Genomic DNA, 18,779 nt, shown 5'->3' with positions numbered 1-18,779 from the left:
GGTTCGGGTACGGCGAGCCCCACCGCCGCGCCACGACACAAGATCGCGGCCGGTGAACAGGGTAACGCCGGGGCCGAGGGACGCGCACACCCGGCCCGTCCCTCGGACGGGCCGCGCCCGGCCGGTCAGCCGGGGACGCCGGGCAGGTCACAGACCGCGAGGCCCCGCTCCCAGATGCTGCCGAGGATCAGCCGGCCCTCCGACTCGCAGGCGCTGGTCACCATGCGGTACCGCGCCCGGCGGCTCTCCAGGTGATGCACGACACCGCCCGCGTCGTCCACCGCGAGAACGCCCGTGGTGCCCGGCGGGCGGAAGGGCGCGCGCACGGCGACCCGGGCCGCGGCACGCCGGACCGCCGGGCCCCGGCGGTGCAGGAGTTCCAGGGCGGCCACGCGGGGTCCCGCCAGGGCCACCCAGATCGGACCGTCCGGGGCGCGCCAGAGGTTGTCCGGCTGGCCCGGGAGGTCGTCGACGAAGGTCTCGGCTCGGCCCGCCCGCGGCCCGGTGAGCCAGTAGCGGACGAGCCGCCACGCACCGGTCTCCGCGAGGACGAGGAAGGACTCGTCGGCCGAGCAGGCGAGTCCGTTGGCGAACTGCAGCCCCTCCAGGATCACTTCGGGCTCGGTCTCCCCCGGGGCGAGGCGCAGCAGACAGCCGGACCCGGTGTGTTCGACGAGATCGCCGATCCACTGCTTGAGCGGGTGACTCCGGCTGGAGACGGTGAAGTACACCGTTCCGTCCGAGAGCGCGACCACATTGCTGCAGAAGCGGAGCGGCGCACCGGCGACCCGGTCGGCGAGGACCCGGACGACCCCGTCGTCGAGCCCGATCCGCAGCAGTCCGCGCTCGGCGTCGCACACCAACAGAGCGTTGTCCGGCAGGAGTTCGAGCCCCAGGGGCCTGCCGCCCGTCTCGGCGACGACCCGGACGTCGGTTCTGTCGGGATCGCCGAGCCCGTCGACGCGGACGATCCGGCCGTCCTCCAGACCGGTCAGCACCCCGCCCCGGGAGTCGGCTACCACGTCCTCGGGACCGCGGCCGCCGAGCGGCACCAGGCGCCGGGGTACGAGGGCGGCGCGCCCGGCCGCCGTTGTCGACCGCTGTTCCACGCGCCTACCAGCCCTTCTCGAAGAAATGGCTGACCTCGGCGATGCGGTACTCGTCGCGCCGGTAGTAGGTCCGCCGTCCGACCTTCTTGGCGCGCAGCAGACCGACTCCGGTGAGGAGGTCGAGATGGGTGCGTGCCACGGCCCGGTTCACCCCGAGTTTGACGGCGAGGGCCTCCGGGCTGACGCCGTCGTCGACGAGGTCGCCGCGGCGCTGCGGCGGGAAGTGCGCCTCGGGGTCCCGCAACCACTCCAGGATGTCCCGCCGTTGCCCGTTGACGGGCCCCTTCAGCATCTCGTCCCCCTCCGTCGCGGCGGTCTCCCGCTACTGTCCCGCAGCCCGCGGCGGCACGCACGGCCTTCCACGACCCTGGCCGGACCCGGACCGCTCCGAAAGAGTACGGGGCCCGGCCGCACCGGCGGCCGGGCCCCTCCCGGGCTCAGCGGTGACTGAACTGGGACATGGCCGGAAGCGCCTTGTCGTCGAAGCCGAACAGGGCCTGGTTCTCCCATCCGTTGCCGGAGGTCGCGTCGGTCGGGTCCCAGCCGTTGCCGGTGACCGCCGTCCAGGTCGCCTCCCAGTAGAAGACGCCGAGACCCCGGCCGTTCGGTACGGCCTCCACGATGTTCATGACGTCCCGCAGCCAGTTGGACTGCCCGGTGGTCGTGGCCGCGTAGCCGGAGACCAGTTCGGCGGTCGTGTCGATCTGGTTGGTGAGCGCGTCGTCGCTGTCCAGACGGAAGGGGTAGGCCGTCTCGGCGACGAAGACCGGCTTGCCGTAGCGGGCGGCCGCGTCGTCCAGGGTGGTCTGGAAGTCGTAGAGCGAGCCGTGCCAATAGCCGTAGTAGGAAAGGCCGATGGCGTCGAACTTCACGCCGTTGGCGAGGGCGGTGTCGAACCACCAGCGGGTGCCGGTGAGGTCGCCGCCCTTGGCGAGGTGCAGGGCCACGACCGTGGAGGAACTCACCGCCTTGGCGGCGGAGTAGCCGGAGTTGAGCAGTCCGGCGAGCTGGGCGAAGTTGTCCGTGGAGCCCTCGGACCAGAGCATGCCGCCGTTGATCTCGTTGCCGATCTGCACCATGTCGGCCGTGGTGCCCTGCGCCTTCAGGCCGTTGAGAACGTCGTACGTGTGGTTGTAGACGTCCGTCTTGAGCTGGCTGTACGTGTGTCCGACCCACGCGGCCGGCTTGGTCTGGGTACCCGGGTCGGCCCAGGTGTCCGAGTAGTGGAAGTCGATCAGGAGCTTCATGCCCTGCGCCTTGATGCGCTTGGCCATCGCGAGGACGCGGGCCTTGTTGTTGTAGCCGTCGGCCGGGTTCACCCAGACCTTGAGGCGGGCGTAGTTCATCCCGGCGGACTTGAGGATGGCGAGCGCGTCACCCGTCGTGCCGGAACTGGTCTTGTAGACCCCGCCGTAGGCCTCGCTCTTGGCGAGGGAGGAGATGTCGGAGCCCTTGACGGACAGTCCGGTGGTTCCGGAGGTGAACGCCAGGTCGTCGACGTTGATCCAGTTTCCGGCGTTGGCGTCGGAGTAGATACTGATCGTGCACTGGTTGTTCGTCACGGCGACGGGCACGACCAGGTGGATCCACCCGCTCGTGGAGACCGGCAGATCGGTGCGTTGCGCGGTGCCGCCGCAGTTCTTCAGGTTCAGGTAGGCGGAGTTCTGTCCGCCGCCCGAGCGTACCCACGCGGTGAGTTCGTAGTTCCCGTTGGTCAGCCCGGTGAGGGTCTGGTACGTCTCCACCTTGTAGGCCGAGGCGGAGTAGTGGCTGAGACGGTAACTCCCGCCGTGGCCACCGGCCTCGACGTACGAGGCGCCGGTGTCGCCGGACTCCGACCAGCCGCTGGGCACGGCGGCGCCGGTCCCGTCGGCCTCGAACCCGGCGTTGGTCAGGGTGCTCGCCGCCTGCGCGGTCTGCGCGGGGAGGGCGGTGAGGGCGAGCCCGGCCGCAAGCGGTAGCAGCAGGGCCCTGAGTGTGCGTCTGGGATGGAACATCATCGTCCGTCGTCCCTTCGACGTGGTGGGGAGAAGTGCCCCCGGTGGATCCGGGGGCGACCCCCTCCGCCCGCGGCTTCACGGCTCACACGGGCGGAGGGGAGTTCGGCTCGCCGTCGAGTCCCTTGACCCGGACGGCTGTTGGAGCGGTGCGCTGCGCTGCGCCGGACCGGGATTCCGGCACGGTGGGGCCCGCCACCGGGTCGCGCCCCGGTGGGGGTGGGTGCGTTTGCGCCGGCCGCGTTCCCGGCACGGCAGCCGCCGTCCCCGGGTCGAGGCCCGGACGGCTCTCGACACCGCCACCGGGTCACGGCCCGGACAGCGCTTGGTGCGGCCGCCAGGTCGGCGAACCCGACGGCAAGTGGTGCTCACCCGGGCGGAACCCCGGCGAGGGGCCCGCCCGGACCGGGTCCGGACCCGGTCGGGGTCTGGTCCGGGTCCAGGTCCGGGTCCAGGTCCAGGTCCAGGTCCGGGGGTCCGGGTCCAGGTCCGGGGGTCCGGGTCCGGTCCAGGTCCGGGGGTCCAGGTCCGGGGGTCCGGGTCCAGGTCCGGGTCTGGTCCCGGTTCCGGCCCGATCCGAAGCCGATCCGCAGACCGATCCGCAGGTCAGCCCCTGGACCGGTCCAGGGCCGCGATCCGCAGGCCGGTACGAGGCCGATCCGCAGGCAAGTCCGCGGACCGATCCAGGGCCGGTCCGAGGCCAGTCCCCAGACCGGTCCGACACCGATCCACGGGCTCCACGGGCCGGTCCGAGGCCTTACCCGGCAAGGTCGGAATTCGGGTAAGTCCCCTGTCCTACAGGCCGGTTGGCCGGTTGGCCGGTTGGCCGGTTGGCCGGTTGGCCGGTTGGCCGGTTGGCCGGTTGGCCGGTTGGCCGACGGTCGCGCGGGCCGGGAGCCCGCGGCCCGCGTGCGGGGTCAGCCGTCGAGGCGTACGACGCGTACGGCGCCGGCCGGGACCGCGAGGCGCCCCGCGGCTCGTTCGCCCGTCAGAAGCTCGGTGCCGTGCGCGTCCAGCGGCACCTTGGCGTCCGACGAGGTGTGGTTGACGGCGAAGACATAGGTGCCCGACTCGCCGGTACGGCGGACCACTTCGACATCGCGGGGCAGATCGGCGCGCGGCGAGATGCGCGCGTCGTCGGCCACCCAGCCGATCAGGGCGTCAAGACCCTCGGCCGCGAGGCGCGTCGACACGTACCAGGCGGAGCCGGTTCCGCTCCGGTGCCGGGTGACCGCCGGGTGGCCGGCGGTGAGCCCGTCGGCGTACGTCCAGACGGTCTCGGCCCCGCGCGGCACCACGAACTCGGTCCACACGTCGCCGGTGAGTTCGGAGCCGTCGGGTCCCGTGATCCGGACCGATTCGCCCTGGAGCAGCGGGGAGAACTCCTCGACGGTCAGGCCGAGTACGTCCCTGAGGGCGCCGGGGTGGGGGCCCTCGTGCACGGCGTCGTGCTCGTCGACGATGCCGGAGAAGTACGAGACGAGCAGGGTGCCGCCCTTGTCGACGTACTCCCTGAGGTTGTTCCCCGCGGCCTCGGTCATGAGGTACAGGGCTGGTACGACGACAAGGGGATAGGCCGACAAGTCGGCTTCCGGGTGAGCGAAGTCGACCGTGAGGTGGCGGTCGTAGAGGGCTTCGTAGAAGGCGTCGGCGCGCTCGCGCGCCTCGTGGTCCTCACTGGGGCGCCACTGCAGGTTCTGCGCCCACCACGACTGCCAGTCCCACAGCACGGCCACGTCGGCGACCGTGCGGGTTCCCTTGATCGAGGCCAACGAGTCCACGGACGCGCCGAGTTCGACGACCTCACGCCACACGCGAGAGTCGGTGCCGGCGTGCGGCAGCATCGAGGAGTGGAACTTCTCGGCCCCGCGCCGGGACTGCCGCCACTGGAAGAACATGGCTCCCTCGGAGCCACGCGCCACGTGGGCGAGGGAGTTGCGGGCCATCTGTCCGGGCGCCTTGGCGGGGTTGCGGGGCTGCCAGTTGACGCCCGAGGTGGAGTGTTCGAGGAGCAGCCAGGGCGCGCCTCCCGCGACCGAGCGGGTGAGGTCGGCGGCCATCGCGAGGTTCACGTGCGTGCGGCGGCCGTCGGTCATGAGGTAGTGGTCGTTGGTCACCAGGTCGACCTCGCGTCCCCATGCCCAGTAGTCGACCGAGTCGCACTGGCTGAGGGCGGTCATGAAGTTGGTGGTGACCGGGATGCCGGGCGCGAGGCGGTGGAGGATGTCCCGCTCGGCCACGAAGTTCTCGCGCATCGTCGCGTCGGCGAACCGCTTGTAGTCCAGCGCCTGGGCCGGATTGCCGACGGTCGGAGTCGCGCGCGGCGGGTCGATCTGGTCGAAGCCGTCGTAGCGCTGGCCCCAGAAGGCGGTCCCCCAGGCCTCGTTGAGTTCGCCGATCGTGCCGTAGGTGCCGATCAGCCAGGTGCGGAAGTGCGCGGCGCAGGAGTCGCAGTAGCAGGCCGAGACGGGGACGCCGTACTCGTTGTGGACGTGCCACAGCGCGAGCGCGGGGTGGTCGGCGTACCGGTTCGCCAGCTCGGTCGTGATGGAGGCGGCGGCGGTGCGGTAGTCGGTGTTGCTGTGGCAGATGGCGCCGCGTGAGCCGAAGGCGTAGCGGGCGCCGTCGGCGGCCACGGGGAGCGCCTCGGGGTGTTCGCGGTAGAACCAGGCGGGCGGTGCGACGGTCGGGGTGCCCAGGTCCGCGCGGATGCCGTGCTCGTGCAGCAGGTCGAGCACGCGGTCGAGCCAGCCGAACTCGTAGCGGCCCGGAACCGGTTCGAGGAGCGCCCAGGAGAAGATCCCGACGCTCACCATGGTGACGCCCGCCTCGCGCATCAGCCGGACGTCCTCGGGCCAGACGCTCTCCGGCCACTGCTCGGGGTTGTAGTCACCACCGAAGGCGAGCCCGGTCAGGCCCTTGGGGTTGGTCTCCGGCATGGATCTCTCCCGTGTAATCGATCATTTGGGAACGTGCACACACAGCGCCAGCGGCGTGAGCCCAACATAACCGCACAGCAACAACCATTGACAAGTGTCCGGGATGTTTCTCTACTGTGAACGCTCACAGAAGCACCGCGAGTGTGCCGAAGGAGGCGCTCCGGTGTCGGGAGGCGACTGTGTGAAGGCCCCGAGGGCTCGGATCACGGTCGCTGGACCGGTACCGGCAGACGCGTCCCCAGGCGAACCGCGCAAGAACAGGGCAGGCCTCCGCAGCAGGCGGAGGCCCAGGTCAGGGGAGAACGTTCCATGCCCATCACGAAGCACAACCGCCTCGTGGCCAGCACCATCGCCGTAGTCCTCGGCGCCACCTCGCTCGCAGCCTGCGGCTCGTCCGACGACGGCAAGAGCGAATCCCAGTCCGGACCCGCGACACTGACGTTCTGGACCTGGGCGCCGGGCATGGACAAGGTCGTCGACCTCTGGAACAAGGGCCCGGGGAAGAAGCAGCAGATCACCGTCGAGGTGAAGAAGCAGGCCTCGGGCGACACGCTCATCACCAAGATCCTCACCGCGCACAAGGCGAACAAGGCACCGGACCTGGTCCAGGCCGAGTACCAGGCGCTGCCGACGCTGGTCAGCAACAACGCCGTCGCCGACATAGCCGCCGAGTCGAAGGAGGCCAGGACCAAGTTCGCCGACGGCGTCTGGCAGCAGACGACGCTGGGCACGGACGCGGTCTACGCGATCCCGCAGGACATCGGCCCGATGATGTTCTACTACCGCGCGGACCTGTTCAAGAAGTACGGCCTGACGGTCCCGACGACCTGGGAGCAGTTCGCCCAGACCGCCCGCGCGCTGAAGAAGAAGGCGCCGGACAAGGCCCTGACCACCTTCTCCGCCAACGACTCCGGCCTCTTCGCCGGTCTGGCCCAGCAGGCGGGCGCCAAGTGGTGGACCTCCTCCGGGAACAAGTGGAAGGTCGCCATCGACGACACGGCCACCCAGAAGGTCGCCGACTTCTGGGGCGGTCTCGTCAAGGAGGGCGCGATCGACAACCAGCCGATGTACCAGCCGGCCTGGAACAAGGCCCTGAACACCGGCAAGGAGATCGCCTGGGTCAGCGCGGTGTGGGCGCCCGGCACGCTGACCACGGCCGCCCCGCAGACCAAGGGCAAGTGGGCGATGGCCCCGCTGCCGCAGTGGTCGGCCGGCGAGAACGTCACCGGTAGCTGGGGCGGCTCCTCGACGGCCGTCACCACGGACTCCCCGCACAAGGCGGCCGCCGCGAAGTTCGCCGCCTGGCTGAACACGGACCCGCAGGCGGTGGCCGCGCTGGCCAAGGAGAGCGGCATCTACCCGGCCGCCACGAGCGCGCAGACCAGTGACGCGTTCGCGCAGCCGCCGGCCTTCTTCTCCAACCAGCCGGACTTCTACACCAAGGCCTCGGAGATCGCCAAGACCACCGCCCCCTCCGCGTGGGGCCCGAACGTGAACGTCGCCTACACGACCTTCAACGACGCCTTCGGCGCCGCGGCGAAGAACAAGTCGGACTTCGGCGCCGCCCTGACGACCATGCAGAACGCCACAGTCGCCGACCTCAAGAAGCAGGGCTTCGGGGTCGCTCAGTGACAACCGCACGCCGGAAGCCGTACGGGGTCAAGGGGGCCCCGTACGGTTTTCTCCTCCCCGCGACGATCCTCTTCGTCCTCTTCTTCGCGCTGCCCATCGGCTACGCGATCTGGCTGAGCCTGCACAAGGTCCAGGTCAAGGGCCTCGGCCTGGGCGCCGGCGCCCGCAGCGAGGTCTGGGCGGGCCTCAGGAACTACACCGACGCGCTGACCGACAGCGAACTGGTCGCCGGCGCCCTGCGCGTGGCGGGCTACGGCCTCATCGTGGTGCCGGTGATGCTCGGCCTCGCGCTGGTCTTCGCGCTGATGCTCGACTCGGAGAAGGTGCGCCTCGCGCCGTTCACCCGGCTCGCCATCTTCCTGCCGTACGCCATCCCGGGCGTCGTGGCGGCCCTCCTGTGGGGCTTCCTGTACCTCCCGGACGTGAGCCCCTTCTACTTCGTACTCGCCAAGCTGGGCCTGCCGCAGCCGAACCTGCTGGACGGTGGCCCGCTGTTCATCGCGCTGTCGAACATCGCGGTCTGGGGCGGCACCGGCTTCAACATGATCGTCATCTACACCTCGCTCCAGGCCATCCCCGCCGAGGTGCGCGAGGCGGCGAGGCTGGACGGCGCCACCCCGCTGCAGACCGCCCTGCGGATCAAGATCCCGATGGTGGCACCCTCGCTGGTGCTCACCTTCTTCTTCTCGATCATCGCCACGCTCCAGGTGTTCAGCGAGCCGACCACCCTCAAACCCCTCACCAACTCCGTCTCCACGACCTGGAGTCCGCTGATGAAGGTCTACCGGGACGCGTTCAACACCGGTGACATCTACGCGGCCGCCGCCGAGGCCGTGATCATCGCCGCGGCCACGCTGGTGCTGTCCTTCGGCTTCCTGCGCGCCGCGAACTCCCGTACCAAGCAGGAGGAAGCACGATGAGTTCTCTTGCCGTCCGCAAGGCGGCGCCGGCCGCGGGCACGACGCCCGGCACCGCGCAGGGACCGCCCCTGCGCGGCCGGATCGCCCTGGTCCCGACCCTCACACTGCTGCTCGGCGCGCTCTACTGTCTGCTGCCCGTCGCCTGGGTGGTGATCGCGGCCACCAAGTCGGGCCGCGAGCTGTTCTCGACGTTCACCTTCCTGCCGGGCACCGGGTTCACCCAGAACATCAAGGATCTCAGCGCCTACCGCGACGGCATCTACTGGAAGTGGATGGGCAACTCCGCGCTCTACGCCGGTCTCGGCGCGCTGCTGTCGACGGCCGTCTCGGCGCTCAGTGGCTACGCCCTCGCGATCTACCGCTTCCGGGGCCGCGAGACCATCTTCAACGTCCTGCTGGCGGGCGTGCTGATGCCGCCGGTGATCCTCGCGATCCCGCAGTACCTGCTCCTGGCCAAGGCGGACCTGACGGATTCGTACGCGTCCGTGCTGCTGCCGCTCATCCTCTCCCCGTACGGGGTTTACCTCGCCCGGATCTACGCCGCGGCGGCCGTCCCCGGTGACGTGGTCGAGGCCGGGCGGATGGACGGTGCCGGCGAGTGGCGGATCTTCACCCGGGTCGCGCTGCCCATGATGGTGCCCGGTCTGGTGACGGTCTTCCTGTTCCAGTTCGTGGCCGTGTGGAACAACTTCCTGCTCCCCTACATCATGCTCAGCGACGACGAGAAGTTCCCGATCACGCTCGGCCTGTTCACCCTCCTCGAACAGGGCTCCAACACTCCGGCCCTGTACACCCTGGTGATCACCGGCGCCCTGCTCGCGATCATTCCGCTGGTCGCGCTGTTCCTGGTCATCCAGCGCTTCTGGAGCCTCGACCTGCTGTCCGGAGCCGTAAAGTCATGACCATGAGCAACACGGGGGGCCGGCGCAAGCCGCCGACGATCCACGACGTCGCGCGCGAGGCCGGTGTCTCACGAGGCACCGTGTCACGCGTACTCAACGGCGGTCACTATGTGAGCCCCACGGCGGCGGAGGCGGTCAACGCCGCCATCCGCAGGACGGGCTACGTGGTGAACCGGCACGCCCGTTCGCTGATCACCGGACGGTCCGACTCGGTCGGCTTCCTGCTGACCGAGCCGCAGGAGCGGTTCTTCGAGGACCCGAACTTCAACGTCCTGCTGCGCGGCTGCACCCAGGCGCTCGCCGCGCACGACGTCCCGCTCCTGCTGATGCTCGCCGGCACCCAGGACGAGCGGCGGCGCATCACCCGGTACATCACGGCGGGCCATGTGGACGGGGTGCTGCTGGTCTCCAGCCACTCCGGCGATCCGGTCGCCGAGGAACTGCGCGAGGCGGGTGTGCCGCTCGTCGCGTGCGGCAAGCCCATCGGTCTCGGGTCCAAGGTGAGTTACGTGGCCGCCGACGACCGGGACGGCGCCCGGGACATGGTCACGCATCTGCTCTCGCTCGGGCGGCGCCGGATCGGCATGGTCACCGGCCCGCTGGACACCCCCGGCGGTGTCGAGCGCCTCGCGGGCTACCGCGAGGTACTCGCCGAGGCCGGCGTCGAGGCCGACGACCGGCTCGTCGCCTCCGGCGACTACAGCCGGGCGAGCGGTGAGGCGGGCGCCGAGCAACTCCTCGGCCGCGCCCCGGACATGGACGCGGTGTTCGTCGCCTCCGACCTGATGGCCCAGGGCGTGCTCGCCGCGCTGCGCAAGGCCGGCCGCCGGGTCCCGGAGGACGTGTCGGTCGGCGGATTCGACGACTCCCCCGCCGCCACGGCCGCCACCCCGGCGCTCACCACCATCCGCCAGCCGTGGGACCGCATCAGCTCCGAGATGGTCCGGGTCCTCCTCGCGCAGATCGGCGGCGAGGACCCCGCCGCGGTGATCCTGCCGACGGAGCTGGTGCGCCGCGAGTCCACCTGAGGACCGGGCGGGGCATACCGGTCAGGATTCGAGAAGCGATACCCGCGTCCCCCGGCTTAGCGTGAGAGAACCGTCGGAACGCCGGCGGCACGACCGCCGGCCGACACGGCCGCCACGCATCACGGAGGATTCGGGATGACCGCCGGAGTCAAGACCATCATCTACCCCGTCAAGGACATCGCGAAGGCGAAGGCCCTGTTCACCGCGCTGCTGGGGGTGGAGCCCTACGCGGACGAGCCGTACTACGTCGGGTTCAAGGACGCGGGCCAGGACATCGGCCTCGACCCGAACGGCCACTCCAAGGGGCTGGCGGGACCGGTCCCGTTCTGGCACGTCGACGACATCCAGGAGAGTCTGGCGGCCCTGCTCGGCGCCGGCGCCGAGACCCTTCAGGAGGTCCAGGACGTGGGCAACGGCAGGCTGATCGCGTCGGTGAAGGACGCGGACGGCAACCAGATCGGGCTGATCCAGGACCCCGCCGCCTGACGGGCAGGCGTGCGGGCACCGAGTGGATGCAGACGCAGTAGTTGCACAGGCAACTATTGACCGGATCTCTGTTACCGTTCAGTTATGGCAACGCAGACGTCCGATGCCCGGCTGGAGGACCAGTGGCGGGACATCCTCTCGGTGCACGCGCGCACGATGTGCGAGATCGATCGCGTGCTGCATCCGCACGGCCTGGGAGCCAGTGACTTCGAGGTCCTGGACATCCTCGCCTCGGACACCGCCACGGCGTCCGGCGAGCAGTGCCGGGTGCAGAACATCGCGGGCCGGGTCCATCTGAGCCAGAGCGCGCTGTCCCGGCTCATCGGCCGGCTGGAGAAGGACGGCCTGGTGGAACGCACCGTCTGCCAGGAGGACCGGCGCGGAGTATGGGTCGCCCTCACCGCGAAGGGCCGGGACCTGCACGCCGAGGTGCTCCCCCTGCAGCGGTCCGTGCTCGCCCGCATGCTGCACGGCTGACCCTCCGCGGTCCTCACCCGCCGGTCCGGGGCGAGCGCGGGGCCTGCGTTCACCTGCGTACGGGCGTCCTTCACCCGCACTCCGCCCGGCGGACGGCCCCGGGGCGGTACGCGGCGGTCAGCCCCCCGGTCGCACCAGCAGTGTGCGGACGCCCTCGGAGGTGAGGGTCAGCACGTGCGGCGAGGCGGCGTCGATGGTGAGGGCGAGATCGCCCGAGGGCCACTGCGAGGCGAGTGCGCCGAGCGGCACGAGCCGGTAGCGGGAGACGGACGGCAGGAGCTCGGCCAACTCCAGCTCCGAGGTGAAGACCGGAACGACCTGTCCACCGTCGGGCTGGTCCAGGACGGGCAGCGCGACGGCGTGCGGATCGGCGACGTCCGCGTCGGTGGCGTCGTCCGGCACGGGCACCAGCACATCGCTGCCGGCCAGCGTGTCCAGCGCCGCCGGGTCCTCGGTGTTGGCGACGAGGGTGTCCAGAGCCTCCTGGGCGGGTGTCGCCGCGGGTGCGGTGGGGTGGTGGTTGTTCAGGGGCGTGTCCATGGCAGATCCCGGGGTAGTACGAGCGGGCGGTCACCCGGGCCGGTCCCGCTCCCGGGCGTATCGACCGTCACGTACCCAACGCTCACGACGCCATTCATCCCGGCCGTCTCCCGAGCACCCGGCTACCCGGATACGGGGGGCGGCGATCACAGTGTCCAGCTCGGGCCGGGCACGCCCGCGCGACCACCGTGACCGCCGCCCCCGTCACCCGAGTGCCGGTGGCGCGGACGGTCGCGGGTCTACTTGAGGTAGGGCCCGTCGGTGCCGATCCTGCCGGGGCCGTTCAGCACGTAGACCCGCAGGTTTCCCTTCCCCGGCGCGGCCACCGACAGCGCCCCGCCGGAGACGGTCTTCACGTCACCGGTGACGGCGTCCGTGTAGGTGCCGTTCGGGATGCCGGTGAACGTCGCGTCGCCGGTGACCGTGACGAGGGCGAAGCTGTCGGTCGAGCCACTGGTGTAGCGGCGCTTGAAGGCCATCGAACCGGTGATGCCGTCCGTCGAGTACTGGCCCGACTGCAGGGCCGGGATCGCCCGGCGGATCAGGTTGAGCCGCTGAAGGTGCTTGACCAGCGGCTGCGCGAGGGTCGTGGCGACCTCACCGCTCGCGGAGTCGACCTTGCCGAAGTCGGAGGCCGTGACACTGCCCGCGAGATGGTCGCCGTAGTACGCGCGCCCGGTGGTGGCCAGCGGGCAGGTCGGCCCGCAGTCGATCTGCTTGCCCGCCTGGAACTCGATCTCCGATCCGTAGTACAGCGTGGGGATGCCGCGGAAGGTCCACATCAGGGACATGTTCTCGGCCCAGGCGTCGGTGCCGCCGCTGTAGCGGGTGCTCGACTTGTTCGGGCCGTAGTCGTGGCTGTCGACGTAGACGACGTTGTACGTGGCGTCGTTGACGGAGTCGTCGGAGTCCTTGCCGTTGTTGTAGGCGTTCTGCGCGTCACCGAAGTTCATGTGCATGCGCATGTCGATGATGTTCATGCCGGAGAACTGGCTGCGATCAGGGGTGTGATAGCTGTTCCCGCTCAGGAACGCGTTGGTGGATGTGGGCTGGTTGCCGGTGCCGAGCTGCTCCTCGTAGTTGTACTGCTCGATCGCGGCCGTCTCGTCGTCCGCGCTGTAGTCCTTGCGTTCCTTCCACGTGTAGAACTGCGCCGAGTGGTTCACCGAGCCGCGGTTCCACTTGTCGTTGACGAAGGCGCCCACCTCGCCGAAGACGAAGAAGTTCTTCGCGGCGTCCGTGCCGAACCGCTGGGTGACGCGGTCGTAGATGGCGGGCAGGAACCGGCGGTTCCAGGTGACGCGCGGGATGTGGACGGCGGTGTCCAGACGGAATCCGTCGACACCCATGTCGATGTACTTGTCGTACGCGCCGATCAGGTAGTTCTGGACGGTGGCGTTCTCGGTGTTGAAGTCGGCCAGGTCCTCGTGCAGCCAGCACGAACGGGAGTCCTCACCCTCCCAGTTGCCGATCCAGCACTGGTGGTAGTACGCCTTCGGGAACATGCCCGAAGTGGGGCTTGGCCACTGGCAGTTGTACAGGGTGTAGCCTTCGGCGCTCTTGCCGCCGGTGGGCTTGCCCCAGTTGAGGCACGTGTTGCCGGAGGGCTCGGCGGTCGACCAGAGGTCGCCGTTGTAGTACGACTTCCCCGACTTGGGCTCGACGGTCAGGCCGTCGTACTCGAAGCCGTCGTTCTTCTCGTCGTAGTACCAGCTCCACTCGGAGTCGCGCACGCCGTATACGGTCGGGGTGAACAGGCCCTTCGCGCCCCAGCGGGAGCTGTGGTTGTAGACCACGTCCTGGTAGATCTTCATGCCCTTGGCGTGGGCCGCGTTGATCAGGTCCTGGTAGGAGGCGCCGGCCGACTCCAGGCGGGGGTCGACCTTGTAGAAGTCGTAGCCGTGATAGCCGTGGTAGTCGTAGTCCGAGCGGTTGAGGACGACCGGGGTGATCCAGACGGCGGAGAATCCGAGCGCCTTGATGTAGTCGAGTTTGTCGACGAGACCCTTGAAGTCGCCGCGGAACATGGGGTCGTTGTTGGCAGCGTTGCCCGACTTGACGTCCTGGCTGCCGCCGCGGTTGTTGGAGCTGTCGCCGTCGTAGAAGCGGGCGGTGAGGACGAAGTAGATCGGGTCCTTGCGGGGGTCGGTGCCGAGCGGCGTCCCCGAGGCCGGCGCCGGAGCCTTCTCCCCTGTCGTGACGGGGGCCGCGGCGGAGGCGGCCGAGGTGTTCCCGGCCGCGTCGACGGCCTTCACCGTGTAGGTGTAGGTGGTGTTCTCCTCAAGTCCCGTGTCGGAGTACACGGTCGAGCCGATGTCCGTGACGACGGTCCCCGACGTGCCACCGGTGCGCGTGAGCTGATACTTCGTCACTGCGGTGTCGTCGGTCGACGGACTCCAGCTCACCACCACCGAGGTGTTGGTCGCGGTCGCCGTGACGCCGGTGGGCGTGGTCGGTGCCTGGGTGTCGGGCACCTCCGCGGCGCACGGGTCCTTGGCGTCGGCGGTGACGGTCCGGTCCTTCACGGTCGTGGTGCCGGACGGGATCGTGTAGTTGCCGCTGTTGTTGTTGTCCCAGACGCCGTTGCCGTTGTTGAAGGCCGCCTTGAGCGAGGTCGCCGTACCGATGTCGAGGGTCTTCTTCCACCAGCCGGTGCAGGCGGTCTCCATGCCGACGCCGGGGACCGTCGTCCAGGAGCCGCCGGTGGGCGCGTAGTGGATGTTGGCCGTGGTCCAGCCGGACGTGGCGGTGGAGTAGTAGACGGTGGCCTGGTTGCCGCTTCCCGTACCCGTGTCGGCGCACGGGTCGCTGTGGGCGATCACGCCGTCCTTGACGGTGATGGTTCCGGTGCCCAGCGCGTAGTTGTTGCCGCCGTTGTTGTCCCAGGTGCCGCTTCCGTTGTTGAAGGTGGCCTGCAGTCCGGCGGCCGAGCCGAGGTCGACGGTCTCCTTCACCCAGTCCGTGCAGGCCGCCTCCATCTTCACCCCCGGCACGGTGGTCCAGGCGCCGCCGTCCGGGGCGTAGTGCAGGTATGTGGTGGGCCAGTTCTTGGTCTTCGTGTAGTAGAAGACGGTCGCCGTGGCGGACGTGGCGGACGCGTTCTCCATGGGGACGGAGCCCCTGTCCGGCGGGGTCAGTCCGAACAGCCCGGTCACCGCCAGGAGCGCCACCAGCAGGCGTAGCGGCGGCCGTTGGGGTCTGCGTCTCATGGGGCGTCTCCAATGCGGTTCCGGGGAGGGGGAGTTGCCTTGCAAGAACAACCGGCAAGTTCCTGAAAGCACTTGCGGCCCGGAAGCTACAGGGACATGACAGCGGCGTAAAGAGTTGTCACAACGACCGGTACGCGAGGGGCCGACGGACCACGAGCGGCGGCCTTCGCCCCCGGGCGCCCGAAGCCGGACACTCCGTGCGGGGACCTGCCTGTCGCCTCCGGATGCGCCCGGTGCAGGATGGACCGGGCGCTCACGACGGCCGAGGCGCGCCCGCCGGCGCTCCCCCGGTCCCGCGAAGGTCAAGATTCCCCCGCGCGCAGGCAATCCCGCCGACGCCCGGTGAGAAGCCGCGGCCGAACCGGCGTATTCAAGGCGGAAGGGCATCGGCAGCCGCGCCCTTCCCCGACCGGAGGTACCTCGAGCGTGACCATCACCAAGGAAGCCCCGCCGCCGGTCCACCGGCCGGACGAGGACGACCGCCAGGACCGGCAGGGCTGGAACTTCAACTCGCCGCTCGCCCTGACCATGCTCCTGCTGCTGGTCATCGCCTCGCAGGGGCCGATCCGCGGGGCGTTGTCCGCACCGGTGATGCAGAGCTGGATGACCGTGTTCGTCGCGGTGGTGGTCCAGGCCCTGCCCTTCCTGGTGCTCGGCGTGCTGCTGTCCGCGGTCATCGCGGTGTTCGTCCCGCCGACGTTCTTCGCCCGCGCGCTGCCGAAGCGGCCCGCTCTCGCGGTGCCGGTCGCCGGCATGGCCGGGGCGATCCTGCCCGGCTGCGAATGCGCCTCGGTGCCGGTCGCCGGGGCGCTGGTGCGCCGCGGCGTGACGCCCGCGGCGGCCCTGGCGTTCCTGCTGTCCGCCCCGGCGATCAACCCGATCGTGCTGACCGCGACCGCCGTCGCCTTCCCCCGCAATCCGGAGATGGTTCTCGCCCGCTTCGTGGCCAGTCTCCTCGTGGCCTGCGTGATGGGCTGGTTGTGGCAGCGCCTCGGCCGTACGGACTGGCTGCGCCCGCCGGCCCGCCCCGCGCACGAGGGCCTCGGCAAGGGGGCGGCGTTCTGGGGGTCGGTGCGGCACGACGTGATGCACGCGGGCGGGTTCCTCGTGCTCGGCGCGATGGCCGCCGCCACGCTCAAGTCGGTCGTCCCGGCGAGCTGGCTGCACGCCGCGGCCGGGAACCCGGTGGTGTCGATCCTCGCCCTCGCGATCCTGGCCGTGCTGCTGTCGATCTGTTCGGAGGCCGACGCGTTCGTGGTCGCCTCGCTGACCCAGTTCTCGCTCACCGCCCGGCTGGCGTTCCTCGTCGTCGGACCGATGATCGACCTGAAGCTGTTCGCCATGCAGGTCGGCACGTTCGGCCGCGGCTTCGCCGCGCGCTTCGCGCCCACCACCTTCGTCCTCGCGATCCTCATGTCCGTTCTCATCGGGGCGGTGCTGCTGTGAACCGGCAGGCCCAGGCGGCCGTGCTCTTCCTCGTCGGCGCGGCGGTGCTGCACGCGAGCGTCACGGACCTCTATCTGCGCTACGTCAAGGCCGGGTTGCGGCCCCTTCTGCTCGCGGCCGGTGTGGTGCTGATCGCCACGGCCCTCGCCACGGTCTGGTACGAGATACGCGAGCACCGCAAGGCCTCCGCCGACCACCCCGGCGACCGGCGTGACGGGTCTCCGGCGCCTGAGCCGGAGATCCGTGCCGCACACGCGGACACCGGCACCGACACCGGCACACACGACCGCACTGACGAACACGAGCTCGCGGACCGGCAGGGGGACGATCTCGCATCCCGGCACGGGGACGGGCACGCGGACGCCGACACGGACAGCCATGGACACGGAGACGGACACGGACATCGTGAACCGCGCATCTCGTGGCTCCTCGTGCTCCCGCTGCTCGCGCTCATCCTGGTCGCACCGCCCGCGCTCGGCTCCTACAGCGCGATGCGCACCGGTACGGCCCTGCAGGCACCCTTCGGTTACGCCAAACTGCCCGCCGGTGACCCGGTGACACTCGGCCTGGTCGACTACGCGAGCCGGGCGGCGTACGACCACGGCCACTCCCTCGGCGGCCGCCACGTCAAGATCATCGGCTTCGTCGCACTCGACCACGCCGGTACGCCCTATCTCGTCCGCATGGCCCTCAACTGCTGCGCCGCCGACGCCCAGCCGGTCAAGATCGGCCTGTCCGGGCGGATCCCGCCCGTACTCCAGCCCGACACCTGGCTCGAAGTCACCGGCACCTACACCGGCAAGCGCACGAAGGACCAGGTCAACGGCGGCATCATCCCGTTCCTCGACGTGAGCGTGGCGAAGCCGGTCCCCACGCCGCACGATCCGTACGACGAGAGCTGGAACAACTGAGGCCGTGACCGTCGGCCCCGGTCTGCGGCGACCCGCCGTGGCCGCGGGCCGCGGTCACCGGACCGGCATGCGGGACACGGGACATGGGGTGCGGGGTTCGGGCTGCCGAGGGGCGCCGGTCGTCGGCCGGTGCCCAGGAGGTGTCCTGAACGGGCAGGCGCCGCCGATCGGTGGCCGCCTGGAGCCGGGCCGGTGCCCGGAGCCGGGGAATTCCCGGTGGCCGCTCAGGCCGCGGGGTCCGGCAGATAGCTCGCCAGGCCGCGCAGGATGATCTCCACTCCGATGTCGAACCTCTCGTCGGAGGAGTCCGTCACCATCACTCCGGCCAGGGCCCGCAGATGGGGGAAGTCTGCGGGGGGCAGGGACGCGAAGTAGTTCTGCATCTCGTCGGCCATCTCGCGCCAGTCGGGGCGGGCCAAGGAGGACCCCTCACCGGTACGCCGGGCGGCCCGGTCCTGCCACATGCCCTCCTCCAGGACGAATCCGTCGATGTAGGTGGAGATGAGGTCACCGGCCTCCGCCGCGATACGGTCGGGCAGTCCGGCCGTGCGGAAGACGGCCAGCAGCGCCTCGACGTGCGGCAGCAGTTCGGCGGTGAAGGGAACGTGCGCCATGGAGATCCTGGCCATGTCGCGATGGGCCAGCAGACGCATCCGCCAGGAGCGGGCATAGTCCCGGACCTGCTCCAGCCACCGCTCCGGGTCGGGTTCGGGCATCGTGAACCCGCCGAAGAGCTTGGTGTACATCAGCTCCAGGAGGTCGTCCTTGGAGCTGACGTAGGCGTAGAGGGCCGAGACCGTGACACCGAGTTCGGCAGCCACCTGGCGCATGGACAGCCCGTCGAGCCCTGAACGGTCCAGCACCGTGAAGGCGGCCTCGACGATCCGTTCCCGCGACAGCGGTGCGCGCGTGGGCGTGACGCGGGCGCGTACGGATCGCTCGCGCTCCCAGGGGGACGGCTGAGGTTGTGCGGGGGTGCCGGCGGCCGCGTCGCTCATGACCACAGTCTAGGCGCCGGGAGAGCAGTGTTCTCTCGCGGAGAGCGGCGTTCACCCGAGCCGAACGCGATATATCTTGTCCGAGCCGCAGAGTTGCGCTATATCTTAATGAACGTCGTTCTCTCAGCGAACACTGTTCTGTTAGGGTGAACGTCGTTCTTAGCGTCTGATCCCTGTCCCCGCCT

General features: G+C 70.0%; 15 protein-coding genes. 8 read left to right on the top strand and 7 right to left on the bottom strand.

Going from position 1 to position 18,779, the window contains the following annotated elements; all coding sequences use genetic code 11:
• Positions 1-125: 125 nt before the first annotated feature.
• The 4 genes from OHT01_RS35215 to OHT01_RS35200 all read right to left on the bottom strand — a co-directional run bounded on the left by OHT01_RS35215 (position 126) and on the right by OHT01_RS35200 (position 6,045).
• Entirely contained in the window at positions 126-1,109 is a 984-nt protein-coding gene (locus OHT01_RS35215; RefSeq protein WP_328557155.1) for an SMP-30/gluconolactonase/LRE family protein, read from the bottom strand.
• Between the two features lie 4 nt (positions 1,110-1,113).
• Positions 1,114-1,401, bottom strand: coding sequence for an ArsR/SmtB family transcription factor (locus tag OHT01_RS35210; RefSeq protein WP_328557154.1), 288 nt, complete (start codon positions 1,399-1,401; stop codon positions 1,114-1,116).
• A gap of 145 nt (positions 1,402-1,546) precedes the next feature.
• Positions 1,547-3,106 (bottom strand): glycoside hydrolase family 53 protein, encoded by a 1,560-nt coding sequence (locus OHT01_RS35205; RefSeq protein WP_328558374.1) that lies wholly within the window; start codon positions 3,104-3,106, stop codon positions 1,547-1,549.
• Between the two features lie 917 nt (positions 3,107-4,023).
• Positions 4,024-6,045 (bottom strand): beta-galactosidase, encoded by a 2,022-nt coding sequence (locus OHT01_RS35200; protein ID WP_328557153.1) that lies wholly within the window; start codon positions 6,043-6,045, stop codon positions 4,024-4,026.
• 309 nt (positions 6,046-6,354) lie between these two features.
• On the opposite strand from OHT01_RS35200, the gene OHT01_RS35195 reads away from it, so the two are divergent.
• From OHT01_RS35195 to OHT01_RS35170, 6 genes are all read left to right on the top strand, one after another.
• Positions 6,355-7,677 (top strand): ABC transporter substrate-binding protein, encoded by a 1,323-nt coding sequence (locus OHT01_RS35195; RefSeq protein ID WP_328557152.1) that lies wholly within the window; start codon positions 6,355-6,357, stop codon positions 7,675-7,677.
• Complete coding sequence (locus tag OHT01_RS35190) at positions 7,674-8,597, top strand: carbohydrate ABC transporter permease (protein WP_328557151.1); 924 nt, start codon at positions 7,674-7,676, stop codon at positions 8,595-8,597. The genes OHT01_RS35195 and OHT01_RS35190 overlap by 4 nt, the downstream gene beginning before the upstream one ends.
• The gene (locus tag OHT01_RS35185; RefSeq protein ID WP_328557150.1) at positions 8,594-9,499 is read left to right on the top strand and encodes a carbohydrate ABC transporter permease; all 906 of its coding nucleotides are present in this window, start codon (positions 8,594-8,596) and stop codon (positions 9,497-9,499) included. The genes OHT01_RS35190 and OHT01_RS35185 overlap by 4 nt, the downstream gene beginning before the upstream one ends.
• The gene (locus tag OHT01_RS35180; RefSeq protein WP_328557149.1) at positions 9,496-10,527 is read left to right on the top strand and encodes a LacI family DNA-binding transcriptional regulator; all 1,032 of its coding nucleotides are present in this window, start codon (positions 9,496-9,498) and stop codon (positions 10,525-10,527) included. The genes OHT01_RS35185 and OHT01_RS35180 overlap by 4 nt, the downstream gene beginning before the upstream one ends.
• A gap of 135 nt (positions 10,528-10,662) precedes the next feature.
• Positions 10,663-11,013, top strand: a complete 351-nt coding sequence (locus OHT01_RS35175; protein WP_328557148.1) for a VOC family protein — start codon at positions 10,663-10,665, stop codon at positions 11,011-11,013.
• An 84-nt stretch (positions 11,014-11,097) separates the two neighbouring features.
• Positions 11,098-11,490, top strand: a complete 393-nt coding sequence (locus OHT01_RS35170) for a MarR family winged helix-turn-helix transcriptional regulator (protein ID WP_328557147.1) — start codon at positions 11,098-11,100, stop codon at positions 11,488-11,490.
• Positions 11,491-11,607: 117 nt separating this feature from the next.
• Here the strand turns inward: OHT01_RS35170 and OHT01_RS35165 are convergent, their stop codons facing one another.
• Positions 11,608-12,030, bottom strand: a complete 423-nt coding sequence (locus OHT01_RS35165; protein ID WP_328557146.1) for an SseB family protein — start codon at positions 12,028-12,030, stop codon at positions 11,608-11,610.
• 239 nt (positions 12,031-12,269) lie between these two features.
• Complete coding sequence (locus OHT01_RS35160) at positions 12,270-15,239, bottom strand: carbohydrate binding domain-containing protein (RefSeq protein ID WP_443043485.1); 2,970 nt, start codon at positions 15,237-15,239, stop codon at positions 12,270-12,272.
• A gap of 426 nt (positions 15,240-15,665) precedes the next feature.
• On the opposite strand from OHT01_RS35160, the gene OHT01_RS35155 reads away from it, so the two are divergent.
• Both OHT01_RS35155 and OHT01_RS35150 read left to right on the top strand, forming a co-directional pair.
• Positions 15,666-16,685: a permease gene (locus OHT01_RS35155; RefSeq protein WP_328557145.1), complete on the top strand. Its 1,020-nt coding sequence runs from the start codon at positions 15,666-15,668 to the stop codon at positions 16,683-16,685.
• Positions 16,682-17,596 carry a TIGR03943 family putative permease subunit gene (locus tag OHT01_RS35150; protein ID WP_328557144.1) on the top strand — a complete coding sequence of 305 codons (915 nt, stop codon included), beginning with the start codon at positions 16,682-16,684 and terminating at the stop codon, positions 17,594-17,596. Before OHT01_RS35155 ends, OHT01_RS35150 begins: the two co-directional genes overlap by 4 nt.
• Before the next feature lie 224 nt (positions 17,597-17,820).
• Here OHT01_RS35150 and OHT01_RS35145 read toward each other — a convergent pair whose 3' ends face one another.
• Positions 17,821-18,594 carry a TetR/AcrR family transcriptional regulator gene (locus tag OHT01_RS35145; protein WP_328557143.1) on the bottom strand — a complete coding sequence of 258 codons (774 nt, stop codon included), beginning with the start codon at positions 18,592-18,594 and terminating at the stop codon, positions 17,821-17,823.
• Positions 18,595-18,779 lie beyond the last annotated feature (185 nt).

The organism is Streptomyces sp. NBC_00358, from assembly GCF_036099295.1.
GTDB lineage: Bacteria > Actinomycetota > Actinomycetes > Streptomycetales > Streptomycetaceae > Streptomyces.
The sequence above is the reverse complement of the archived record's forward strand: the minus strand, read 5'-3'. Positions and strand labels throughout refer to the sequence as shown.